The 19,995-nt window shown below is 57.4% G+C and carries 22 protein-coding genes; 15 read left to right on the top strand and 7 right to left on the bottom strand.

Going from position 1 to position 19,995, the window contains the following annotated elements; all coding sequences use genetic code 11:
* Window positions 1-374: 374 nt before the first annotated feature.
* On the bottom strand, window positions 375-2,408 hold the full coding sequence (bchD, locus tag SYC_RS09710) for a magnesium chelatase ATPase subunit D (RefSeq protein WP_011244135.1): 2,034 nt from the start codon (window positions 2,406-2,408) through the stop codon (window positions 375-377).
* A gap of 42 nt (window positions 2,409-2,450) precedes the next feature.
* Window positions 2,451-3,218, bottom strand: coding sequence for a PD-(D/E)XK nuclease family protein (locus SYC_RS09715; protein WP_011244136.1), 768 nt, complete (start codon window positions 3,216-3,218; stop codon window positions 2,451-2,453).
* 26 nt (window positions 3,219-3,244) lie between these two features.
* Here SYC_RS09715 and folK point away from each other — a divergent pair, with 26 nt between their 5' ends.
* The 5 genes from folK to cobT are packed head-to-tail and all read left to right on the top strand — an operon-like array spanning window position 3,245 to window position 7,299.
* A complete protein-coding gene (folK, locus tag SYC_RS09720; RefSeq protein ID WP_011244137.1) occupies window positions 3,245-3,775 on the top strand; it encodes a 2-amino-4-hydroxy-6-hydroxymethyldihydropteridine diphosphokinase in 531 nt (176 codons plus the stop codon).
* Window positions 3,775-4,326 carry an NUDIX hydrolase gene (locus tag SYC_RS09725; RefSeq protein WP_011244138.1) on the top strand — a complete coding sequence of 184 codons (552 nt, stop codon included), beginning with the start codon at window positions 3,775-3,777 and terminating at the stop codon, window positions 4,324-4,326. The genes folK and SYC_RS09725 overlap by 1 nt, the downstream gene beginning before the upstream one ends.
* 37 nt (window positions 4,327-4,363) lie before the next feature.
* Window positions 4,364-5,398, top strand: coding sequence for a M42 family metallopeptidase (locus SYC_RS09730; RefSeq protein ID WP_011244139.1), 1,035 nt, complete (start codon window positions 4,364-4,366; stop codon window positions 5,396-5,398).
* A gap of 28 nt (window positions 5,399-5,426) precedes the next feature.
* Window positions 5,427-6,164, top strand: a complete 738-nt coding sequence (locus tag SYC_RS09735) for a DUF2232 domain-containing protein (protein WP_011244140.1) — start codon at window positions 5,427-5,429, stop codon at window positions 6,162-6,164.
* Window positions 6,154-7,299, top strand: a complete 1,146-nt coding sequence (cobT, locus tag SYC_RS09740; RefSeq protein WP_011244141.1) for a nicotinate mononucleotide-dependent phosphoribosyltransferase CobT — start codon at window positions 6,154-6,156, stop codon at window positions 7,297-7,299. The genes SYC_RS09735 and cobT overlap by 11 nt, the downstream gene beginning before the upstream one ends.
* On the opposite strand, the gene SYC_RS09745 is transcribed toward cobT, so the two are convergent.
* Window positions 7,268-7,525: a hypothetical protein gene (locus SYC_RS09745; protein ID WP_011378383.1), complete on the bottom strand. Its 258-nt coding sequence runs from the start codon at window positions 7,523-7,525 to the stop codon at window positions 7,268-7,270. The two genes, cobT and SYC_RS09745, sit on opposite strands and share 32 nt — an antisense overlap.
* A gap of 163 nt (window positions 7,526-7,688) precedes the next feature.
* Here SYC_RS09745 and SYC_RS09750 point away from each other — a divergent pair, with 163 nt between their 5' ends.
* The gene (locus SYC_RS09750) at window positions 7,689-8,717 is read left to right on the top strand and encodes an extracellular solute-binding protein (RefSeq protein ID WP_011244142.1); all 1,029 of its coding nucleotides are present in this window, start codon (window positions 7,689-7,691) and stop codon (window positions 8,715-8,717) included.
* Between the two features lie 29 nt (window positions 8,718-8,746).
* Here the strand turns inward: SYC_RS09750 and SYC_RS09755 are convergent, their stop codons facing one another.
* Complete coding sequence (locus SYC_RS09755; protein WP_011244143.1) at window positions 8,747-10,042, bottom strand: glutamate-5-semialdehyde dehydrogenase; 1,296 nt, start codon at window positions 10,040-10,042, stop codon at window positions 8,747-8,749.
* Window positions 10,043-10,441: 399 nt separating this feature from the next.
* Here SYC_RS09755 and SYC_RS09760 point away from each other — a divergent pair, with 399 nt between their 5' ends.
* The 6 genes from SYC_RS09760 (at window position 10,442) to SYC_RS09780 (ending at window position 14,492) form a co-directional block, all read left to right on the top strand.
* A complete protein-coding gene (locus tag SYC_RS09760) occupies window positions 10,442-10,717 on the top strand; it encodes a helix-turn-helix domain-containing protein (RefSeq protein WP_011244144.1) in 276 nt (91 codons plus the stop codon).
* Window positions 10,718-10,829: 112 nt separating this feature from the next.
* Window positions 10,830-12,137: a histidine--tRNA ligase gene (gene hisS, locus SYC_RS09765; RefSeq protein WP_011244145.1), complete on the top strand. Its 1,308-nt coding sequence runs from the start codon at window positions 10,830-10,832 to the stop codon at window positions 12,135-12,137.
* A gap of 37 nt (window positions 12,138-12,174) precedes the next feature.
* Window positions 12,175-13,584: a hypothetical protein gene (locus SYC_RS09770; protein ID WP_011244146.1), complete on the top strand. Its 1,410-nt coding sequence runs from the start codon at window positions 12,175-12,177 to the stop codon at window positions 13,582-13,584.
* Complete coding sequence (cutA, locus tag SYC_RS09775; protein ID WP_011244147.1) at window positions 13,581-13,922, top strand: divalent-cation tolerance protein CutA; 342 nt, start codon at window positions 13,581-13,583, stop codon at window positions 13,920-13,922. The genes SYC_RS09770 and cutA overlap by 4 nt, the downstream gene beginning before the upstream one ends.
* Window positions 13,923-13,953: 31 nt before the next feature.
* A complete protein-coding gene (locus SYC_RS13850) occupies window positions 13,954-14,115 on the top strand; it encodes a hypothetical protein (RefSeq protein ID WP_155813916.1) in 162 nt (53 codons plus the stop codon).
* A gap of 11 nt (window positions 14,116-14,126) precedes the next feature.
* Window positions 14,127-14,492 carry a hypothetical protein gene (locus SYC_RS09780; protein WP_011244148.1) on the top strand — a complete coding sequence of 122 codons (366 nt, stop codon included), beginning with the start codon at window positions 14,127-14,129 and terminating at the stop codon, window positions 14,490-14,492.
* Window positions 14,493-14,522: 30 nt separating this feature from the next.
* On the opposite strand, the gene rimM is transcribed toward SYC_RS09780, so the two are convergent.
* A complete protein-coding gene (rimM, locus tag SYC_RS13855; RefSeq protein ID WP_011244149.1) occupies window positions 14,523-15,071 on the bottom strand; it encodes a ribosome maturation factor RimM in 549 nt (182 codons plus the stop codon).
* A gap of 3 nt (window positions 15,072-15,074) precedes the next feature.
* Window positions 15,075-16,358 (bottom strand): valine--pyruvate transaminase, encoded by a 1,284-nt coding sequence (locus SYC_RS09790; RefSeq protein WP_011244150.1) that lies wholly within the window; start codon window positions 16,356-16,358, stop codon window positions 15,075-15,077.
* A 180-nt stretch (window positions 16,359-16,538) separates the two neighbouring features.
* Here SYC_RS09790 and SYC_RS13450 point away from each other — a divergent pair, with 180 nt between their 5' ends.
* Window positions 16,539-16,706: an NAD(P)H dehydrogenase subunit NdhS gene (locus tag SYC_RS13450; RefSeq protein ID WP_011378378.1), complete on the top strand. Its 168-nt coding sequence runs from the start codon at window positions 16,539-16,541 to the stop codon at window positions 16,704-16,706.
* Between the two features lie 49 nt (window positions 16,707-16,755).
* Entirely contained in the window at window positions 16,756-17,310 is a 555-nt protein-coding gene (locus SYC_RS09795; protein ID WP_011244152.1) for an alpha/beta hydrolase, read from the top strand.
* 136 nt (window positions 17,311-17,446) lie between these two features.
* On the opposite strand, the gene SYC_RS09800 is transcribed toward SYC_RS09795, so the two are convergent.
* Window positions 17,447-17,851, bottom strand: a complete 405-nt coding sequence (locus SYC_RS09800; protein ID WP_011244153.1) for an AbrB family transcriptional regulator — start codon at window positions 17,849-17,851, stop codon at window positions 17,447-17,449.
* A 762-nt stretch (window positions 17,852-18,613) separates the two neighbouring features.
* On the opposite strand from SYC_RS09800, the gene SYC_RS09805 reads away from it, so the two are divergent.
* The gene (locus SYC_RS09805) at window positions 18,614-19,972 is read left to right on the top strand and encodes a DUF3370 family protein (RefSeq protein ID WP_011244154.1); all 1,359 of its coding nucleotides are present in this window, start codon (window positions 18,614-18,616) and stop codon (window positions 19,970-19,972) included.
* Window positions 19,973-19,995 lie beyond the last annotated feature (23 nt).

A 19,995-nucleotide genomic window follows, 5' to 3' on the forward strand; every position in this document is an offset into this window, starting at 1 on the left:
TCACTCAAGAGCCAATCACGCTCGACTTGCTTCGGGATTTTGAGCAATATTTTATTCGTCGACCTAAACAGAAAAATATCCCTTTGTAATATCTAACTGTGCAAGCCTTGCTTCAGTCATCAATGCCAACGGCGCGATGGCCAGAGTGGGTCTTGTCCTATGAAGACAGTCCAGATTTTCCCGCTTTTGAAGCTTATTATGATGAGTTGGTGCTGCCCTTCAAATTAGGGTTGATTTAACTCTCGTGAGGGCCCATCAATGCACGTTTGAGCATGTTGCTGGCCTGCAACTTGAGAACTGGCCCAATAACAAATCTGCTTGAAGCTGAGACTCACCTCAAGCAGATAGATGCCAAGGTTTTGCTGTGATCGCCTTTAATTAAGAGTGGCTCTCAAGGCACTTTGCGCCATGGCCGCGATCGCCTGATCACTGACTTTGGGCAAGTGGTAGTACTGACCGCCTGCAGCATTGGCTAGCTCTTTACCAAAGCCCGCGCCAACAAACTTACGCTCGGTATCGATGACTAGCAGTTGCATCGATAGGCCGCGAATCCGCTTAGCGATATCGAGCAGTTCTTCTTTGAGATCTGGCTTCTCGCCTTCTTCCATTGGTTGTCCCAGCGATCGCGCGAGGGGAATATTGCCGCGACCATCGGTGATCGCCACAATCACGACCTGACCGATATCGCCCGATTGGGCAGCGTTAGTTCCAACTCGAACCGCCTGCGTTAGACCATGAGCCAACGGCGACCCGCCCCCGCAGGGCATTTTTTCCAGACGCTTGCGGGCAGCGGTGATCGATCGCGTTGGCGGCAGCAGTACTTCGGCCTGTTCCCCCCGGAAGGGAATCAGTGCCACTTGATCGCGGTTTTCGTAAGCTTCTGTGAGCAGTCGAATGACGGCACCTTTGGCGGATTGCATCCGGTTCAGGGCCATCGACCCCGAAGCATCAACGAGGAAGATCACCAGCGCACCTGCTTTGCGCACCAGTTGTTTACTGCGGATATCCGCATCTTCGACGATCACTTTGCGATCGGGCTGGCGTTGACGGCGGGCTTTTTGGTAGGGCGCGGAGGCTCGAAGCGTGGCATCCACCGCAATCCGGCGGACAGGCCCACGCGGCAACATCGGTTTGATGTAGCGGCCCCGATCTTCGGAAAAGATCAGCGATCGCGAGCCAGATTTGCCTTGGCGGCTGAACTGCTGGGCAAAGACCAAAACGCTCGGGTCGAGGACAACGCCCTCGGCATCGAAGACAAACTCCTCCGGAATCGGTGGTGGCGTATCGGGCTGCTGATCATCCGAGTCGTTTTCCGGCTCGTCCGGTTCATCTGGCTCCTGCTCATTTTGCTCATCCTCACCCTGCTGTTCCTGGGAGGGGGGCGGTGGTGGCGGAGCGGCCGGCGGCTCTTCCGGTGGTGGTGGTGAATCCAGCACGGTCGCCCGTGGCACGATCACGAGCTGCACAGCAAGACGCAGATCATCGGCGTTAACTTCCGTACGGCCTTCCAACGCAGCGGCCGCGCGAGCGACTCGTACCGCAAACAGTTCGGCGCGATGACCTTGAACTTGACCACGAATTGCCTCACGCACGAGGTAGCCAATCTGTTCCGGCGTGATCGTCACATCCGGTAGCCATTCCCTCGCCAGCAGAATTTGGGTGCGCAGACTTTCCGTTTCTTCGGCGTAGGCTTCCAGCACTTTCGCCGGATCGTTGGCGTAGCGCAGGGCTTGATCAACCGCTTGGACGCGCTCTTCGATTTCTAAAATCGCGTCGGCAGAGAGGGCGATCGCAATGCGATCGAGGAGGTGCAGCCGTAGCGGGCCTTCTTCGGGGTTATAGGTAGCGATCAGTAGGGGCCGACAAGCATGCTCAATGCTGATCCCTTCCCGCTCAATCCGGTTGCGCCCTTCGCTAATCGCCGTCAGCAACAGGTTGGCGATTTGGTCATCTAGCAGATTGATCTCATCGACGTAGAGGACGCCACGATGGGCTTCGGCCAATAATCCGGGCTGGAAAACCGTTTCGCCCCGCTTAATCGATTGCGCCACATCGACCGAACCGAGGAGCCGATCTTCGGTAATCCCAAGGGGCACTTGGCAGAAGGGCGCCGGAATGACACGAGTGGGTAGTTCTTCACCATTGGCCTGTCGCTGCTGGGTCAGGGCATCCCAGTCGCCAGCACGGTTGGGATCGGCGTTGAACGAGTTTTCAAGAATTTCAATCGGTGGCAGCAGCGCATGCAGCGCCCGCGCCATCACGGATTTCGCCGTACCGCGCCGACCCGCGATCGCGACGCCACCCAAACCCGGATCCACCGCCGCCAAAATCAACGCCAGCTTGATCGGGCCTTGGCCGACCACCGCCGGTAAAGGGAATGCCGTAGGACTTGGGGCAGCAGCGATCATGAGCGCAGTTCGGGGGGCTGCTTTTCAGGATAAGACGCCAGCTTACAGCTCTACTACCGGAATCTCGTCCCAACTGGCGATCGCAAGGGTGAGATCGGGGTTAGGCCAGCAGCGATCGCGTTCCTCACAGGTCTGGCAGCGCTGCAGGCGATCGGGTCGTTGGGGCAAGGACGTTTCTGGGTAAGCCTGCAGCCAGCCTTTGAATTCTTGCAAACTCTTCTCGAGCTGTTGCTGGGTTTGCTGGTGTTGTTGCTGATTCCAGTGAATCGTGACCGGTTGCTGGGGCTGACTGCGCACAAACCAGTAGTGCATCGATACGGCTTCCGGTGGTAGGCCACTGCGCTCCGTCACCAGCCAGCAGTAGAGCTGGGTTTGCCAAGTGGCGGTGAGCGTTTCCAGTGTCTGTGGACGGTTGTGGGTTTTCCAGTCGTGAATTTGGGCGGCACGATCGCTCAATTCCAGTCGGTCAAAAATAGCGACCAGCACGAAGTCTTGAAACGGCCACTGCCAGCGGCATTCTGTCTGTCGGTGCCAGCTTGCTGGGGGTAGCGCAAACAGTTGCGGTTGAGCTGCAGCAAAATCGGCCAGGCACTGATCCAAACTACGATCGCCGGTCTGCAGCTGATCGATCGGAATCCCTAAAGCCTGCTGCTGCATCAAACGGTGAAAGCGGCGACCCCACTCCAAGCGCTGACGGAGATCGTGCTGAAACCACCGCCCCGATAGTTCCAGCGCCTCCACTTGGAACAAACGCGGGCAATCCTGCAGGCGTTGCAGCGTACTTTGAGAAAGGGCTGGATAGTCGCTCATTGCTCACTCCCTCGCAAACCGCAACTGTGGCCATTCTAGAAAGGACTGATTGGACCGCCATTGCAGTTGCCCTCGGCAGTAACTTGGGGAACCGTGTCAAGCACCTTCAGCAGGCGATCGCTCAGCTTGCAGCCTTATCTAGCATTCGCCGGCTACAAGTCTCGCCGGTCTACCAAACACCGCCAGTTGGCCCTCCGCAACCGGATTACTACAATGCTTGCGCGATCGCAGAAACCTGTCTGGCACCACACGATCTGTTGCAACAACTGCAGGCGATCGAAGCGGCGGCAGGACGGGAACGGTTGCAACATTGGGGGCCGCGCACATTGGACCTCGATCTGCTGCTCTATGGCGATCGCCAGATTCAAACGCCCGACTTGACGGTGCCGCATCCTTACCTGACCCAGCGAGCTTTTGTCCTGATCCCCCTGGCTGCGATCGCTCCAGATTGGGTTGAACCCGTCACTGGAGAAGCGATCGCGACCTTGGCGCAACGGCTGGACTCAACTGGAATCGAGCGACTCGGTAGCATGGAAGCGTTGGCCGAGAGCCCCTAATGGATCGCACCCCGCCGGAAATTCTGCGTCAGACCCTCTCCTATCGCAGCCGAAAATTCGACTTTGAAGTGAATCAACTGCGCCTGCCCAATCAAGTTGAGGGGGAATGGGCCTGTATTCGGCATCCAGGCGGGGCGCTAGCGGTACCAGTTTTGCCAGATGGTCGTTTGGTGCTGGTGCGTCAATATCGCTTTGCCGCAGAAGGTTGGCTCTTAGAATTTCCAGCCGGAACCGTCGAAGATCATGAAGATCCAGCCGCTACGATCGCTCGCGAAATTGAAGAAGAAACGGGTTATCGCGCTGGCACGTGGCAACACCTCGGAGACTTTTTCCTTGCACCAGGCTATTCCGATGAGGTGATTTACGCCTATCTTGCCACTGACTTAGAGAAGCTAGAACATCCGCCGGCGGGAGATGAAGATGAAGATATTGAAGTGTTGGCTTTGACCCCTGAAGAGTTGATCGCAGCCATTCGCGACGGGGAGCCAGTCGATGCAAAAACGGTGACGGCTTTTTGGCTTTATCAACAGCTAAACTCAGCCGAATTGTAATTATCGGCAACCTCAAGGGGTATGAAGTGAATTGGGAATGATGCTGGACGATTGGTTTGCTGAAATTGCGGCGCTCCAAGCCTGCCATTCGCCCAGTGGTTGGGAGGGCGAGATTGACACTTATCTCCAGCAGCGTTTTCAGGCTGTGGGGTGCAGCCCTGAGCAAGATGAAGCGGGCAATCTGATTGTGCGGATTGAAGGCGATCGCCCGGAGGTGATTGCAGTCACGGCTCACAAGGACGAAATCGGCATGATTGTCGAGGCGATCGCGCCGGAGGGTCGGGTGCGGGTCAATCGACTGGGCGGCTCCTATCCCTGGATTTACGGTGAAGGGCCGGTGGAGTTGCTGGGCGATGGCGCGATCGTGCCTGGCATCCTTAGTTTCGGGTCGCGCCATATTTCCCACGCTTCGCCCCAAAAAGCCTTGCAGGTAGATAAAGCGCTGACGTGGCCCGATACATGGATTGAGACGAAACAGTCACTGGAAGCATTGCAAGCTGCTGGTGTACGGCCTGGAACTCGCGTGGTAGTCAGCCGCGATCGCAAACGACCGCAGCGGCTAGGGCAACACATCGCCGGCTATGCCCTCGACAACAAAGCCTCGCTAGCCATTCTGCTGGATTTGGCTGCGCAGCTAAAACGACCGCGCTACACCGTTCATCTGATCGCCTCAGCCAAAGAGGAAGTTGGTGCAGTCGGTGCCCTGTTCCATAGTCAACGCCAGCGGTTAGCTGCTTTGATTGCGCTGGAAATCATTCCGGTTGCGCCGGAATACCCGATCGCTGCCAGTGAAGCGCCGGTTTTGCTCTCTCAAGATGCCTATGGGCTCTACGATGAAGACCTAAATCGAGCGTTACGGCAGGCCGCGATCGCAATCGATTTGCCAATTCAAGAAGCGATTCTGCAGGGCTTTGGTAGCGACGGCTCGATCGCCATGAAATTTGGCCATGTTCCCCGTGCCGCCTGCCTAGGCTTTGCCACCGATAACACCCATGGCTATGAAATTGCCGACCTCGCTGCGATCGCCCACTGTAGTCGCTGGCTGCAGCAGTACCTCCAGCCACAGCAGTAGGATTGAGAGCGAATCAAGGTCGCGGTGAATGACAGCAGAACCGGCGAAGGGGCCGCAAGCAGAGGATTGGGATGATTGGGTCGATGCGGATCCAGAGTCGGCAACAGCGCTGACGCCCGCCGCGATCGCAGCCCGCACAGAACCTCAAGGTCCTCTGGCGCTGGTGGAAACCGCGTTTATGGCCAGCGCCGCCGCACTACTGTGGTTGGTCAATTACTTCTTCCCGCTCGGCCCTGTCCTGCGAGTCCTGTTCCCGTTACCGATCGCCTTGCTCTACCGCCGCTGGGGTCTACGCAGCGCTTGGTTAGGCGCGATCGTCGCCAGTCTGTTGCTGTTTGTTTTGCTTGGCCCGACGCGCGGCATTCTCTTCTTGTTGCCGCCGGGCTGTCTGGGGGTCCTCTTGGGTTGCTGTTGGCAACGGCGGCTCTCTTGGGGTTGGTCGATTCTGCTGGGCGGTGGCCTCGAGACGATCGGTTTCTTCTTCCGCCTGTGGGTGCTGTCCGTGCTGTTGGGCGAAGACATCTGGACCTATGTGACCGCCCAAGCCACCGGCTTTCTAGAGTGGCTGACGGGGGTGCTGGGTTGGTTAGTCCAGATACCGCTCTCGACGGTGCAAGCAGTCGCCTTTGCGATGATCACCCTCAGCAGTTTGCTCTACATTCTGGTGGTGCATGGGGTGGCTTGGGTGCTGTTCCGCCGCTTGGGAACGCCCATCCCCGCGCCGCCCCATTGGCTCCAGACGGTTCTCGATCTCGATGCGGACTGACGCGATCGCCTGCTGGGGCGGTGAGGCCCAACTGTTTCCTTGGCTCACACAAGTCCAGGGGCGATCGCCCTTGCTGGCCGTCCTGCTGGCATTCACCGAGACGGCGTTGATTCCAGGCATTTCTGCTGCCGGTAAAACCCCTCGCGATCGCCGCTACACTGCCCATGCTGATGCTGAGTTTCTCTACAACGGCCCGAATCCACAGCCTCAATACCCGCTGCCTCCGCTACAGGCAGGAGCATCACCGGTCTTGATCACACGGGCCTGTGTGGAACAGTTGGCCACACCACTGTTTTTAATTGATGCTGGCCTCACGCAACCACTCCCAGTCCCTGCAATTCGCCTCAACAGTCAGCCAGCTCGCTGCCTCAGTACGGGGCAGGCCATGCCGATCGCGATCGCTCAACAACTGTTCCAGCAAGGACAAGCCCACGGGGCTGCGATCGCGGCTCAACATCCCGATCGCTGGTTGGTTCTCGGGGAATGCGTCGTCGGTGGCACCAGTACGGCCTTGGCATTGCTGTTGGCTTTAGGCATTGAAGCGGCAGGCTGTGTTAGTAGCAGCCATCCCACTTGTAACCACGGGCAAAAATTAGCTCTCGTGCAGCAGGGTCTAGCGGCAATTCCCGATCGCCCAGCGCGATCACCTCTAGAGCTGGCAGCAGCAATCGCTGATCCCATGTTGATTGCGGCGGCAGGAATGGCCATGGCCGTCAGTCAGACCCAGTCAGTGCTCTTGGCTGGCGGTACTCAAATGCTGGCCGCTTACGCCTTGATGGCTGCAATCGCCCAGACTGGTGTGGCATGGCAACCCGATCGCATTGCGGTGGGAACAACTCGCTGGGTGATGGTCGATCCGAGTGCTCAGGTGGCACAGTTAGGCCCCGCGATCGCTTCACGATTCGGTTGGGAACCGTTATTGCTCTCCACCCAGCTCAACTTCCAGCGATCGCGTCATGCTCAGCTGCAGGTCTATGAGCAGGGGTTTGTCAAAGAAGGGGTGGCTGCAGGAGGCATGGCGATCGCAGCTAGCTTGGCCACTGGTGCCAGTGTCGAAACCCTCAGGCAGTGGGTTGATGACTTGGGCGATCGCGCAATCGCGGCTAGCGGTATTGCAAGTGCGGTGACTGATTGAGCACTTGTTCTTCGAGGGCAGCAATGCGGCCGTAGGCAGCGATGAGCTGAGCATGCAGCCGCTGAACTTGCGAATCCGCATCGGGGCTGGTCTCGGATGCGGCAGGGGCAGTAGCCAAGGTCGGTTGGCGCTGCTGCAACACATGTTGGTGAAGCTCGCTCAAGACCAACCACTGGCGATCGAGTTGAGCTTGCAAGGCCTGAATTTGAGATTCCAGATCGGTCATGTGGGCTGGAGCAACGGCACTTCGGTCATCTTAGGAATCAGAAGCAAGGGAACCAGCGTTGATCCCAAAGACTTAACCTTCAGGCGGTCGCTGTAGCATGACCGAGGGGTTCGCCTAGGCCAACTGGATATTTCTGAGTCGTCGCCGTTTTTTGCAAGCCAGTGTGGGTCTGCCGGGCCTAGCACTGGCAGGCTGCCGCTCGGCCGATCTACAACTGCTGCTGCCGGGTAACACTGTCCCTGCACCCATCCTGCGCCGCTTTCAAGATCGCACTCAGATTACGGTGCAGCTTGATCGCGCGGCGGGCCTGGTCGATAGCAGTCGTCTATTGCTGACAGAAGACCCTAGCCGCCTGCCCAATCTCTTGGGGATTGGAGATGCTTGGCTCCAGTCTGCGATCGCCTCAGGGCGACTGGCCCCCTTTAACCCCAATCACTGGCGGCATTGGACCTCGTTGCCTCAACGTTGGCGACAGCAACTGCGGCGCGATCGCCAAGGGGTGCCTAGCGAAGCAGGAGAGATTTGGGCGGCGCCCTACCGCTGGGGCACCACGATGATTGCCTTTCGCCGCGATCGCTTGACGAGCCCACTCCAAGACTGGACAGATCTGTGGCGGCCCGAACTGCGTGGCCAGCTGATCTTGCCAGATGATCCTCGCGAAGTAATTGGTCTGACGCTCAAACGGTTGGGCTGGAGCTATAACCAAGCTAATTTGGCGGAGATTCCCCAACTCGAACCTTTGCTGGCAGCCTTACAGCAACAGGTCAAGCTCTACAGCTCCCGCAACTATTTGCAGCCGTTGTTACTCGGTGATGCTCTGGCTGCAGTGGGTTGGTCGGCCGATATTTTGGCTGCCCTCCGCCGAGATTCTCGCTTGGCTGCTGTTGTCCCGCGATCGGGCACTGCCATTTGGCTGGATCTGTGGGTGCAACCCCAAGGGCGGGTGAGTGAAGTCTTTAGCGATCGCTGGATTGATTTTGGCTGGGCACCGACGATCGCAACTCAGTTTTCGCAACTGGGGCCGGCAGCCTCCCCGGCGATCCTGACTGCTGCAGCCGTCGCCCCTGTTGATGCCAATCCTCTCCAGATTCCACCCACGGCTGTGCTGGACAAAAGCGAATTGATCCTGCCCCTGCCGGAGGCCGTGCGCGATCGCTATCTGGCGCTTTGGCAAACCATGCGCCAGGGTTGATCAAACGGCTTAGAACAGCAGGGTTCTGATTAGCGATCGCGGTGTAGGAACGGTTTGGCTTGGGCGCCACTGTAGGTTGCGGCAATCTGTCCATCACCGCTGAGGACGTACTTGTAGGTCACCAGCCCTTCTAAGCCTACGGGACCCCGGGGCGGCAATTTTTGGGTGCTAATGCCGACTTCTGCGCCAAAACCATAGCGAAAGCCATCGGCAAAGCGGGTGGAGCAGTTGTGATACACACCAGCACTATCGACTTGGCTGAAGAACTGGGCGGCAGCGGCGGCATCTTCCGTGGCGATCGCATCGGTATGGCCAGAGCCATATTCATTGATATGAGCGATCGCGGCATCGAGGCTCGGCACCAGTCGCACTGCCAGAACTAAATCGCTGTACTCAGTTCGCCAATCCTCTTCTGTGGCAGCCTCCATCGGCACAATCGTCTGAGCTGCCGCGTCACCCCGCAGACTGACACCTTTCTCGTGCAGTGCCGCCGCAACAACCGGTAGAAATTGAGGGGCGATCGCCTCATGAATCAGCAGGGTTTCGATCGCGTTACAAGCGGCTGGGTACTGGGTTTTGGCGTCAACGGTAATCGTCACCGTTTTCTCAATCGCGGCCGCTTGGTCAACGTAGAGATGGCAAATGCCATCGGCATGACCCAGGACCGGAATGTGGGTGTTGTCTTGGACAAAGCGCACAAAACTGTTGGAGCCGCGTGGAATGATCAGATCGACATAGCGATCGAGCTTAAGCAGCGCCAGAGTTTCTTCGCGGCTGGTCAGCAAGCGGATGGCCTCGACAGGTGCCTGCTGCTCGGCCAGGGCTTGGGCAATCGCGGCCACGATCGCTTGGCAGGAGCAAATGGCCTCCCGGCCGCCCTTGAGAATGGCACCATTGCCAGATTTGATCGCCAGCGACGCAATTTGAATCACCGCATCGGGACGGGCCTCAAAGATGACGCCCAAAACGCCGACAGGACAGGTCAACCGTTGCAGGATTAGGCCTTCGTCCAACTCGCGATCAATCTGGATTTGCCCCAACGGATCGGGCAACTGTGCTAGGTCCCGCACCCCGGCGATCGCAGCTGCAAGCTTGTCTGCATCGAGCTTGAGACGAGCATAGAGAGCCGGAGCAATGCCCTCAGTGGTCGCGGCTTCACAGTCCGCTTGATTGGCCGCTAAAATGCGCGGGGCTTCCTGCTCGAGCGTGGTAGCAATGGCAGACAACAACCGCTGGCGATCGGCGCCGCTCCACTGGGCGAGCTGCCGCGCTGCCGCACGGGTCGCCTGGGCCTGAACTTCAAGATCGACGGAGAGAGTAGCCACAGCAGGAGGGGGACGGGTAACAAAAAAGACTGGCGGATCAACCAAGAGCGATCGCTATCCGCCTCAGCTCAATCCTTGATCCAGCCTATCAAGTGCAGCCCCTTGGCTGATCCCTACCGCGATCCCAGACCAGCCAACAGACAGCAGCGACTGTGTTGACCAGAGAGATTCGGACGGTTTTTGACTGAACTGATTCGCTGCCTAACTCCCGTGGTCAACACTGGCCAAGTTCTACCTGCAGCGATCGCCGAGACTGCTATGAAGTTTTGTTGCTAGATTCAGTTCCAGCACAGGGCAGAGTTAGTGAAATTGCTTCAGATTGTCAGCTCTTGCTGACCTCGTCGATCCGCGGCCTAGAATAAAGGGGCTAAGTACAAATACTTGAGGTCAGCAGTCGTTATGACGGCAAGTGGTGAATTTCCCGTCAGCGGTGCGCTTTCTGAGCGCGAGCTCCAAATCGTGGATCTCGTGGCGGCTGGGCTGACGAATCAGGAAATTGCCACGCGGCTGGATATCAGCAAGCGGACGGTCGACAACCACATCAGCAACATCCTCACCAAAACCGGGACCGACAATCGGGTTGCCTTGGTGCGCTGGGCCTTGCAATGGGGTAAAGTCTGCCTCGATCAGGTCAATTGCTGCATTCTGCCCGATCGCGATGTGGCGGCCTCCTAGATTGCGATTGCGCTAATCCAATCTGACGTTCTGCTGCTCCGGCACGCCCGTTTCAGACCATGCTGGAAAGGGTTCCTGTTGGGAACACGCCTCCCCTGATCACCGAGAAACGATGGCTAGCTTGCAAGCTCTGCGGGGCACCCGCGATATTCTGCCGCCCGAAACTCAAGTTTGGCAGTGGATTGAACAAACCGCTCGCGAGATTCTCGGGCGAGCTGCCGTGCAGGAAGTTCGCACACCGATCTTCGAACAGACGGCGCTGTTTGAACGCGGCATTGGCGAAGCCACCGATGTGGTTGGCAAGGAGATGTACAGTTTCCGCGATCGCGGCGATCGCTCCTTGACGCTGCGTCCCGAAGGCACGGCCGGCACTGTGCGGGCTTACATCGAGCATGGTTTAGCCAGCCAAGGTGGCGTGCAACGGCTGCGGTACACCGGCCCGATGTTCCGCTACGAGCGCCCCCAAGCGGGCCGCCAACGCCAGTTTCATCAACTGGGCTTGGAGCTTTTGGGGACGGCGGATGCTCGGGCGGATGCGGAAGCGATCGCCTTGGCGACTCAGATTTTGCAAGCACTGGGTCTGAAAAATCTGCGGCTTGATCTCAACTCTGTCGGGGATGCCTGTGATCGCGCGGCCTACCGGCAAGCCTTGGTTGACTACCTGACACCCTATGCAGCTGATCTCGATCCCGATTCCCGCGATCGCTTGGAACGGAATCCGCTGCGGATTCTTGACAGCAAAGATGAGCGGACTCAGGCGATTGTGGCGGAAGCCCCCAGTCTGCACGACTACCTCAGCGAGCGATCGCGGCAACTCTTTGAGCAAGTCCAGCAACTGCTGACCCATCTCGGGATCGACTATCGGCTGGAACCCAAGCTGGTGCGCGGCTTGGACTACTACACCCACACGGCTTTTGAAATCATCTCCTCGGATCTAGGAGCGCAAGCAACGGTCTGTGGGGGTGGCCGCTATGACGGCCTGGTCTCACAACTTGGCGGGCCAGAAACACCGGCGGTGGGCTGGGCGATGGGGCTCGAGCGGCTGGTGTTGCTGCTTCAACAAGGCCAGGCAGTACCACCGGCAACTCTGGATTTTTATCTCGTCTCGCGGGGGGCGATCGCAGAAGGGCAGGCGTTGATTCTGGCGCAGAAACTGCGAAGTGCGGGCTTTGGCGTGGAGCTCGATCTCAGCGGCAGTGCCTTTGGCAAACAGTTCAAACGGGCCGATCGCAGTGGGGCGATCGCTTGTTTAGTGCTGGGTGATGCGGAAGCGGAACAGGGGCAGGTCAATCTTAAGTGGCTGCAGAGCGGCGAGCAGCAAACCCTTGATCAATCGGAGTTATTGCAAGATTCCGATCACTGGCGATCGCGCCTCCAAGCGGCACGGACAGTATCGCCGGTTGAGGTTGCGCCCTTATGATGATCGGCAAGCAGGCCGCAGGCTTTGAGCAACCGGAATGGCAGAGGATCAATGGATATTGCAGCAAGAAGGGGATGACTACCCGCTAACGCTGGATTCTGCTGAGCTAGAAATCCTCGAGGGACGCTATCGGCTCGATCGGCAAGGACCTGAGCTCAATCAGGTGTTGCCGGTTCGTATTGTCTACGTCGATCTGGAGGCTGATCCGCCCCAACGGCGAGTCTATCGCCAGGATCGCGACAGTGATGAACAAGGCTGGGTCTGGATTTTTCCCTACACTTACCTTAAGCCAGGGCTCTGGGAAATTCACTGTGGCGATCGCACGGTCAGTCTTCGGGTCTTACAGCGAGAATCTGGGGCGCTAGAAGCAGACCCCGACTGGTTGCAGCCAGAACCTGAGCTGCCGCAACTGCGCATTTTGCTGCGTCAAGATCGACTGCTGCTCCAGCCGGGAGAATTGCTAACCCTCAGCGGTGAGGTGCAGGTAATTCCTGCACTCCCTCAACGCCATTGGCCGACGCAAGCGGAGCTGGTGATCACGCTTCAAACCAGCGATCGCCCCGACCAAATCCGACCAATGGCCCGCGAGTTACTCGAGCTGGCGACCTTTCCCCTCGCCTTTAGCCTGCCTCTGCAGCTGCCCCATGACTGGACCGATCGCGACTGTCAGGGCATGGTGAAGCTCACTTGGCAACAGCAGCAAGCGATCGCTCACTTCAGTGTGATTTGCCCTGAGCCGATCGCGCCTCTACCTGCACCCAACGAGGTAGTGCCAGAGCCAGTCTCACCACCTGAACCCCCGCTACCAGAAGGTGGCCAGCGCAGTGGCCCCCACTTACCCTCCTTCATCAAGCCGCCGCCAGAATCGGCTGCCGCGCCCTCCATTCCTGAGCCTCCAGCGTCACCTCAACCGCCTGCCTTGCCACCGCGGCTCAATCTGGCCTTTCTCAACCGGCTGGGATCGCTGATTGAAAAAGTGGAGGAAGAGCGTCAAACCCAGCCTTTGGCCGCCCACGCCGGCCTGCCACTCCCCAGTCCCCAGGGTGAGCGCCTCGATCCCAGCTTGGCCGAACCACAGTTGGCAGAGCCTTTTCAGCGCCCTGCGATCGCGATTCCGGTGCCGGAGCTGCAGCTCCTAGCGCTGCCCCAACCGACGGCTACCCATCTGGAGGTCCAAATCCGCTTACCCGTTTCATCCCTGCGTTTGGCGGTCAAGCTCTGGCTTTACGACGGGCAGAGTCGCCGCCGCGCGAGTCCCCTCTGTTTGGTCACGGATTTTCAGACCCACGATTGCTCGGATCTCCAAGCCGTCACCCAAGTTCTCCTGCCCTTAAACCGCAATCTGCTACAACTGGAGGCGATCGCCTTTGACCTGCTCAGTCAACAGGAGAGCCGGAAGGCGGTGCTGACTCTCAATCTCCCGACGCTGCCTTCAATGGGCCCATGACTGACCTCAGTTCCCTGATTGAGACGGCCGACCTGCGTTTGCTGCTCACGACGGTGTCGACGGAAGTCGAGGCCCAACAACTGGCACAAGCTGCAGTGGAAGCTGGTTTGGCTGCTTGCGTCAGCATTACGCCGATTCAGTCCTGCTATCGCTGGCAGGGAGCGATCGCCCGAGAAACAGAACAACAGATGAGCTTTAAAACCACCGTCGAACAGCTTGATGCCCTGCAGCAATGGCTGCAGTCGCAGCATCCCTACGCCTTGCCAGAATGCTTGGTACTCACCCCGATCGCCAGCAGTGTTGCCTACCGCGATTGGCTGCGTTCGAGCCTCTCCTAAAGCATCTGTTGCTTCTGATACATTGAGAGGAATGACACCTGTTATTTTCGCGACCGTTTCCCCCTCCAGCAGTAGCCCAGCGCCGCTGTCGAGTGCGGTTCCCCAGCCTGGCGAAAGCCATTTCTACGGCTTGCTCTTCTTCCTCTTTGCTCTCTGGTTGTTGCCGATTCGGCCCCAACGTCGTCGTAGCTAGGCGCAACTCCCATGCGAGCGATCGTAGCCTTGTCGATCTTGGTGTTGTTAATGGTGTTGAATCCTGCTGAACTCGAGCAGCAAGGCTGGCTGCGCGTTTGGCAAGAAGGGTCGGCTCAACAATGGCTCGATCCCCAATCGATTGCTGAACACGCAGGGTTACTGCGCGCTGACAGCCTTTTCTTCCCCGAGGCCGGTGAACCCGTCACCTATCGCAGTCAGTATCGCTTGGAGGAAGGCGACTATCGCGATTTAGACGCCCAGGGGCAGCCCCTCCATGAATGGCGATCGCTGGCGGATGACCCTTTTAATCAGGCAGTCTTTGAGGCGGCGAGCCGCTGGGCGCGTACCCACGCCACGCTGGCAGATCCTGCCTGAGGGATTGGTGAATGTCCTCAGGCGAGTTGCCTAAAGCTCAAGCAGCCCTGGCGGTGGTGTGATTTCAATCCGGCCTTGCGCCAGATCAACCACTGGGACGATCGCCTCCACAAAGGGAATGTAGACCTCGCGCCCATCCGTGAGTTCCACAACCAGTAGATCGTTACCCGCGCTGACGACATCGCGAACGATGCCGAGGGGCGTGCTGCTGGCTTGGTCAATCACGCTGAGATCAATCAAATCCAAGACGTGAAATTCTCCCTCGTCGAGTTCGGGGCGATCGCTGGCAGGTACAAGCAACTCACAACCGCGCAATGCTTCAGCCTGCTCTCGGCTGGTGATTCCGGCCAGTTGCACGATGTAGAGATTTTTGCCGGCGATCGCGCGCCCGCGCTCCAGCTCCACCACTTCGGGCTCAGTCTGACGGGGTCGACGCAGCCAGCGCGGGCCAGGAATGAGGAAGCGCTCAGGAAAATCACTGCTCGGGTTGACCCGCATTTCGCCGCGCAGACCTTGGGGGGCCACAATTTGCCCGATCGCCAGCCAAGCGGTTTCGATGGTTGTTGTTGATTCAGACATGGCTTAGGCGGGAATGGGCGCTTGACGATAGATCTGCTGCACAGTGGTGGCGAGGCGTTCCATGCCGGTCTCCAATTCGTGATCTTCAGCTGCCAAGCTGATCCGCAGACATTGGCGCGTATGGACCCAATCCTCCCGCAGCCCCGGGAAGAAAGAACTCCCTGGCACGACAATTACGCCCGCTTGTTTGAGCTGCTGATAGATTTGCCAATCATCTAGGGGGGCTTCTTCTAACCAGAGCCAAGCAAAAATGCCACCTTCTCCTTGGTGCAAGCGCCAGGGTAAAGAATCCGGCAAGAGGGCATCGAGCTGACGTTCGACTCGGGCAAATTTTGCGGCGTAGTAGGGGCGAATCACGGTTTCTGCGATCGCCGTCAACTGGCCTGAGGCGATCGCCCGGGCTGCGATTGCTTGGCCATAGCGTGAGGAGTGAATGCAAAGATTGGTCTGGAAGGCTTCCAAGACTTGAATCACCGGCTCTGGACCAATGGCGATGCCGAGGCGTTCACCAGGCAGACCCGCCTTCGAGAGGCTGAGGCAGTGAACAATGTTGTCCCCAAAGAAGGGGGTCATCTCCGTAAAGTTGAGCCCAGGAAAGGGGGGGGCGTAGGCAGAGTCGACAAACACCGGCACGTTCTGGGCTGCCGCAAGGGTCGCCAGACGCTCTAGTTCGGCGTCACTGATGACGTTGCCGGTGGGATTGCAGGGCCGCGAAAACAGCAGCATCCCGGTATCGGCGCCAATTTGCAACTGTTCAAAGTCAGGACGGTATTTGAAGCGATGATCGCCAATTCGTTCAATCTGTGGTCGAGCCGCAACCACCGCCTGCGGTTCCAGACAGACGCCACCGTAGCCGGTATAGTCGGGGCTAAGGGGCAAGAGAATTTTGCGAAGGCTGCCATCTTCTGCCCAGCCACCAAAGGCATTGGCCGCCAAGAAGTAGAGAGACTGGCTACCGGGCGTAATCAAAATATTGCGATCGCTAATCGACCAGCCGTAGCGCTGATTGAACTCTTGAATGATGGCGGCGATCAGCGGTTCATAGCCTTGACTGGTGCCGTAGCGACCCACCACCTGACCGTATTCAGCACTGCCGAGTAAATCGGCGGTACAGTCGCGCCAGAGCTGCTCCACCTCAGGCAGAACGACGGGATTTCCAGCACTGAGATTGATAAAAGTTTGGCCTTGCCCCGATCGCAAGGTCTCAATGATGTCCTTCATGATGGCGCGTACGCCCGTGAGCTGAGACATCTGCCGCCCGTAGCGGCTGAGCGATTCTAGGGACATAGCACCAGAGAAATTAGCAAAACTGATTGACTCATCAGCAAGGCTTGCGCCACCGGCAATGGCCAAAAACAACCCGAGCCGTTAGCCTACTATAGAAGCTGTGACCGAACTGCTGAGCTTCTCAGGTCAGTGTCAGTTTGGTCGCGATCGCAACTGAGTCCTCCCATTCCCCTTTGCGCCATGATTTTGCCCGGTGCTGTCGTTCGTGTCACCAACCCTAGCGACATCTATTACGGCTATCAAGGCTATGTGCAACGCCTCAGCCGTGGCAAAGTTGCGGTCTTGTTTGAAGGCGGTAATTGGGACAAACTCGTCACCTTCCGGCTCTCGGAAGTCGCTCCGGCTTAACGACAACTCAGCTTGAAACCTTTAGGGTGGCGATCACGTCCATCCAACGATGCCTCTGTTCACTTTCCTATCCCCCAAGCTCAGGGACTTCCGTCAATATCTGCGTATCTGGGCCTGGTTTTTCTTGAGTCTTTCCCTTAGTTTTGGCTCGGCGAAAACGGCGATTGCAGCGGAGCGGGTAACCCTGTTGGCTGGTTCCTGGGCGCGATCGGTCGAGCTAGATGATCTGCGATCGCTCGCAGTTACTGGACAAGCCTCGGGGTTTTTGCAAGATGCTCTCCGCTATGGCAACCTCCAGCCCAAGACTGTGCAAGCGGCGCTTAATTTCTCAATTCCGCTCTCACCAGTGCTTGCCGATCGCTTACTCTATTCGCCCCTTGGTAATCTGGCTTTAGATCGCATCGGCCGAATTCTGTCCCCTCGAGTGTCGGGCCAAGATGGCCGCCAAGCCTTGCGGGGAGCAATTTTACAGTCAGTAGCCCGCGATAGTCGTTTCACGTTGCTCGAGTTGCTGGATAACTATCCGACCGATGCGCGCCTCGATTTACTGCAAATTCAACAGTTGCAGCAGGATTTAGCACTGCTCAGTCGGCTCTCATTCTGAGGCCAATTGGCCTGCTGGCTCAGTGACTACGATCGCTATAGTTCTGAGGAGAACGAACAGAGAAAACTCAGTAAAAAAATTCCCCACTGAATAATCAGCAGGGAATTAGTGCATCATTCTAGGGCTTCAGTACAGCCTACTCTTCGGTATCTTCAGAACCATCTTCCGAGACTTTTTGGAGCTTGATTTGCTTACGTCCAAGGCTGATGGTAAAGGCATCGCCTGGCTTAGCCCCCATTTTGCGGGTGTAGGCAGCCCCAACGAGTAGATTGCCGTTATCTTGCACGCTCACTCGGAAGCTCGGACTCCGACCCGTACGGCCACGGCCTAACTTGAGTTCGTTGTCGAGCGTAATCCCCTGGGCTTCCAGCAAGGCGTTGAGGAACTGCAAGGAATTGACTCGCTCACGACCGTTCTTCGTGATCGTCACATAACCGCAAGCCCGTGCTTTTTGATCCTTGCTCGCATCTTGGAGCTCACGGACTCGTTGTAGTAATGCTTCACCCGTCAAGGGTTGGTTAGGAATTGCTTTTTTGGGCATAATTGCGATCTCAATCGCTGATCACGACTGTTTGAGATTTTAGACAGAAAATCGAAAAGAATCCATAGTAATCAAGATGAATTTGAAATTCCTGAAAGTAGATTCATCGCAATTGAAGATTGAGGCTTGACGTTGCGGGCAGCGATCGACAAGTCTCCAATGTAATGTTGGCTTCGTCGGGCTCTTGCGATCTCATTGAAACTGGTTGAACCTTGTCAGTAGCGGTGGGGACCATGATCGCAGTCACAGCCCTGCAGGGGAATTAGCATTGCTCTGGAAGGGTGAACCCTTGCACGCTTATTGGGAAGTTGCTCTGCTCCAAGCGATGTCTAAAAGGTCAAGCCGGCAGCTAGATCAGTTTTCTAGAATACCCAACCGGCTTAGTCATACGATCTAAAAGCGCAGAACTGTAGAGACTTTTGCTAGTCGATCAGGAGATCAATTCTCCACACAATCGCGATCGTCGCCGTCGATGTAATTCCTGCGGGATGATTCCTTGGTCGAAAACCAGCTGATTGAAGACCTCAGAGGACTCAGGGACGATACTGACAAAATAGGGGACTGAGAATAACGGTCCTTTACATTTCTTGTCGAGGACAGCAGCTGCCTTTGGTTTTTACTCAGCACTCTAAAAGAAAGCTTAGAGCTCGCGATCGCCCTAAGCTCAGGGAATCTAGTCTGATCAATAGAGTGTGTGCTGATCCTTGGGTCAGCTTCAAGGTGTGAGGAACTGGTTCACCGCCGTCCTATGCGAACAGACCCATGCGCCGGTTACTTCCTCGCTGCTTTTCGGTTCTCGCGCTGTCCTTGCTCTCATCGCTGACAGCTTCAATTGCGATCGCCCAAACGATTCCTATCCAAAGCCCAGTTCGTCGCCTAGAAGGACAGTTCAACACCACTCCCGTCCCCCATTCCAATCAGCCCGAGATCGTGCAGTCCGAGGGAATTCTGATTGATACAGGGCCTGGTTTTGTGCGGGTTACTGGATCAGATTTGAATCGCGTACCGCCTCATCTGCAGACGATTGCCAATCCCACCTATGCCTTTAACGGGCCGTTTGGGCTGCATCTGCACCATGTCTATCGCCCCAGTGACACCACAAAATTCGGTGGCACGCGCGATCGCGGCTTACTCTACGTTGGGGTAATCGCCACGAATTTCAGCGATCGGCCGGTGCGCCTTGGTTTTCAGGAAGGCAGCCTCAATACCTCCTTTGAAAGTCCTTTCTTTACCCAAACCTTGGGTGTTTTTTCGAACAGTCGCTGGAACTATAAGTCCGGCCCCGGTGATGCGGCCGCCCTCTCCTTGCTGACCGGCAAACGAGACTGGCGCCTACCCGCTGGACTGGTGCTGCCACCGCGATCGCGCAGTCTACTCTTCTCCCTACCGATCGCGGCTCGCGGTTCGGCAACCGTGCTGGCACGGGGCGTTAGCGACGGTCCTGTACACCTCGCGGTAGTTGCTACCGATCACAACCCGGATCCTGACGCCTTTTTCTCAGTACTCGATCGCCGACTGCTGGCCGAGGGCAGAACCTACTTGGCTGATCTGCTCCGGATTCAACAACGTCAAGTTTTCAGTCGCGTCGGGGGTGTGGCCCAGGGCGATCGCTACGAGGCTAATCTAGAAGCGGATCTGCAACAGCCGCTCCATGTGCCACTGACCACCACGTGGCGGAAACACTTCGGTACCCAGGAACTGCAGGCCAACTCACTCCTGACTCGGATGCCCGATTCGGCGCTCGAAAACATTGGCACCTACGGTGTGGAATACGTCCTCAACTTCCGCTTACGGGGCCAAGGCTTGCAGCGTTTGTTGTTCAGCACACTGCCGGAGCCCAAGGATTTTCTGGCCTTCCGGGGGACGCTCCGCATTGATTTTCAAGGGCAGACTGACTATGTCCATCTCAGTCAGCGATCAGGTAGTACTGATACCCTCTATCAGTTCCAGATGCCGCCGTCTGGCCAAGCCGATCTGCGGGTGAGCCTGGTCTATCCGCCGGATTCGACCCCCGGGCACTTGCTCAGCATTGTGCCCGAGGTTGAGTACGCCCGCTTGCTGCCCAGTCCCTTACCCATTAGCCCAGCCCTCAGTTCTCAACGGCTCCTGTCGTTCCCCTAAGGCGCGATCGCAAGGGGTTGTCT

Source organism: Synechococcus elongatus PCC 6301, assembly GCF_000010065.1.
Classification (GTDB): domain Bacteria; phylum Cyanobacteriota; class Cyanobacteriia; order Synechococcales; family Synechococcaceae; genus Synechococcus; species Synechococcus elongatus.

Bases quoted from the DNA above. Each gene is read 5' to 3' on its own strand.
- bchD (WP_011244135.1), bottom strand. From the start codon at position 2,408: ATGATCGCTGCTGCCCCAAGTCCTACGGCATTCCCTTTACCGGCGGTG.
- SYC_RS09715 (WP_011244136.1), bottom strand. From the start codon at position 3,218: ATGAGCGACTATCCAGCCCTTTCTCAAAGTACGCTGCAACGCCTGCAG.
- SYC_RS09725 (WP_011244138.1), top strand. From the start codon at position 3,775: ATGGATCGCACCCCGCCGGAAATTCTGCGTCAGACCCTCTCCTATCGC.
- SYC_RS09730 (WP_011244139.1), top strand. From the start codon at position 4,364: ATGATGCTGGACGATTGGTTTGCTGAAATTGCGGCGCTCCAAGCCTGC.
- SYC_RS09735 (WP_011244140.1), top strand. From the start codon at position 5,427: ATGACAGCAGAACCGGCGAAGGGGCCGCAAGCAGAGGATTGGGATGAT.
- cobT (WP_011244141.1), top strand. From the start codon at position 6,154: ATGCGGACTGACGCGATCGCCTGCTGGGGCGGTGAGGCCCAACTGTTT.
- SYC_RS09745 (WP_011378383.1), bottom strand. From the start codon at position 7,525: ATGACCGATCTGGAATCTCAAATTCAGGCCTTGCAAGCTCAACTCGAT.
- SYC_RS09760 (WP_011244144.1), top strand. From the start codon at position 10,442: ATGACGGCAAGTGGTGAATTTCCCGTCAGCGGTGCGCTTTCTGAGCGC.
- hisS (WP_011244145.1), top strand. From the start codon at position 10,830: ATGGCTAGCTTGCAAGCTCTGCGGGGCACCCGCGATATTCTGCCGCCC.
- SYC_RS09770 (WP_011244146.1), top strand. From the start codon at position 12,175: ATGGCAGAGGATCAATGGATATTGCAGCAAGAAGGGGATGACTACCCG.
- cutA (WP_011244147.1), top strand. From the start codon at position 13,581: ATGACTGACCTCAGTTCCCTGATTGAGACGGCCGACCTGCGTTTGCTG.
- SYC_RS13850 (WP_155813916.1), top strand. From the start codon at position 13,954: ATGACACCTGTTATTTTCGCGACCGTTTCCCCCTCCAGCAGTAGCCCA.
- SYC_RS09780 (WP_011244148.1), top strand. From the start codon at position 14,127: ATGCGAGCGATCGTAGCCTTGTCGATCTTGGTGTTGTTAATGGTGTTG.
- rimM (WP_011244149.1), bottom strand. From the start codon at position 15,071: ATGTCTGAATCAACAACAACCATCGAAACCGCTTGGCTGGCGATCGGG.
- SYC_RS09790 (WP_011244150.1), bottom strand. From the start codon at position 16,358: ATGTCCCTAGAATCGCTCAGCCGCTACGGGCGGCAGATGTCTCAGCTC.
- SYC_RS13450 (WP_011378378.1), top strand. From the start codon at position 16,539: ATGATTTTGCCCGGTGCTGTCGTTCGTGTCACCAACCCTAGCGACATC.
- SYC_RS09795 (WP_011244152.1), top strand. From the start codon at position 16,756: ATGCCTCTGTTCACTTTCCTATCCCCCAAGCTCAGGGACTTCCGTCAA.
- SYC_RS09800 (WP_011244153.1), bottom strand. From the start codon at position 17,851: ATGCCCAAAAAAGCAATTCCTAACCAACCCTTGACGGGTGAAGCATTA.
- SYC_RS09805 (WP_011244154.1), top strand. From the start codon at position 18,614: ATGCGCCGGTTACTTCCTCGCTGCTTTTCGGTTCTCGCGCTGTCCTTG.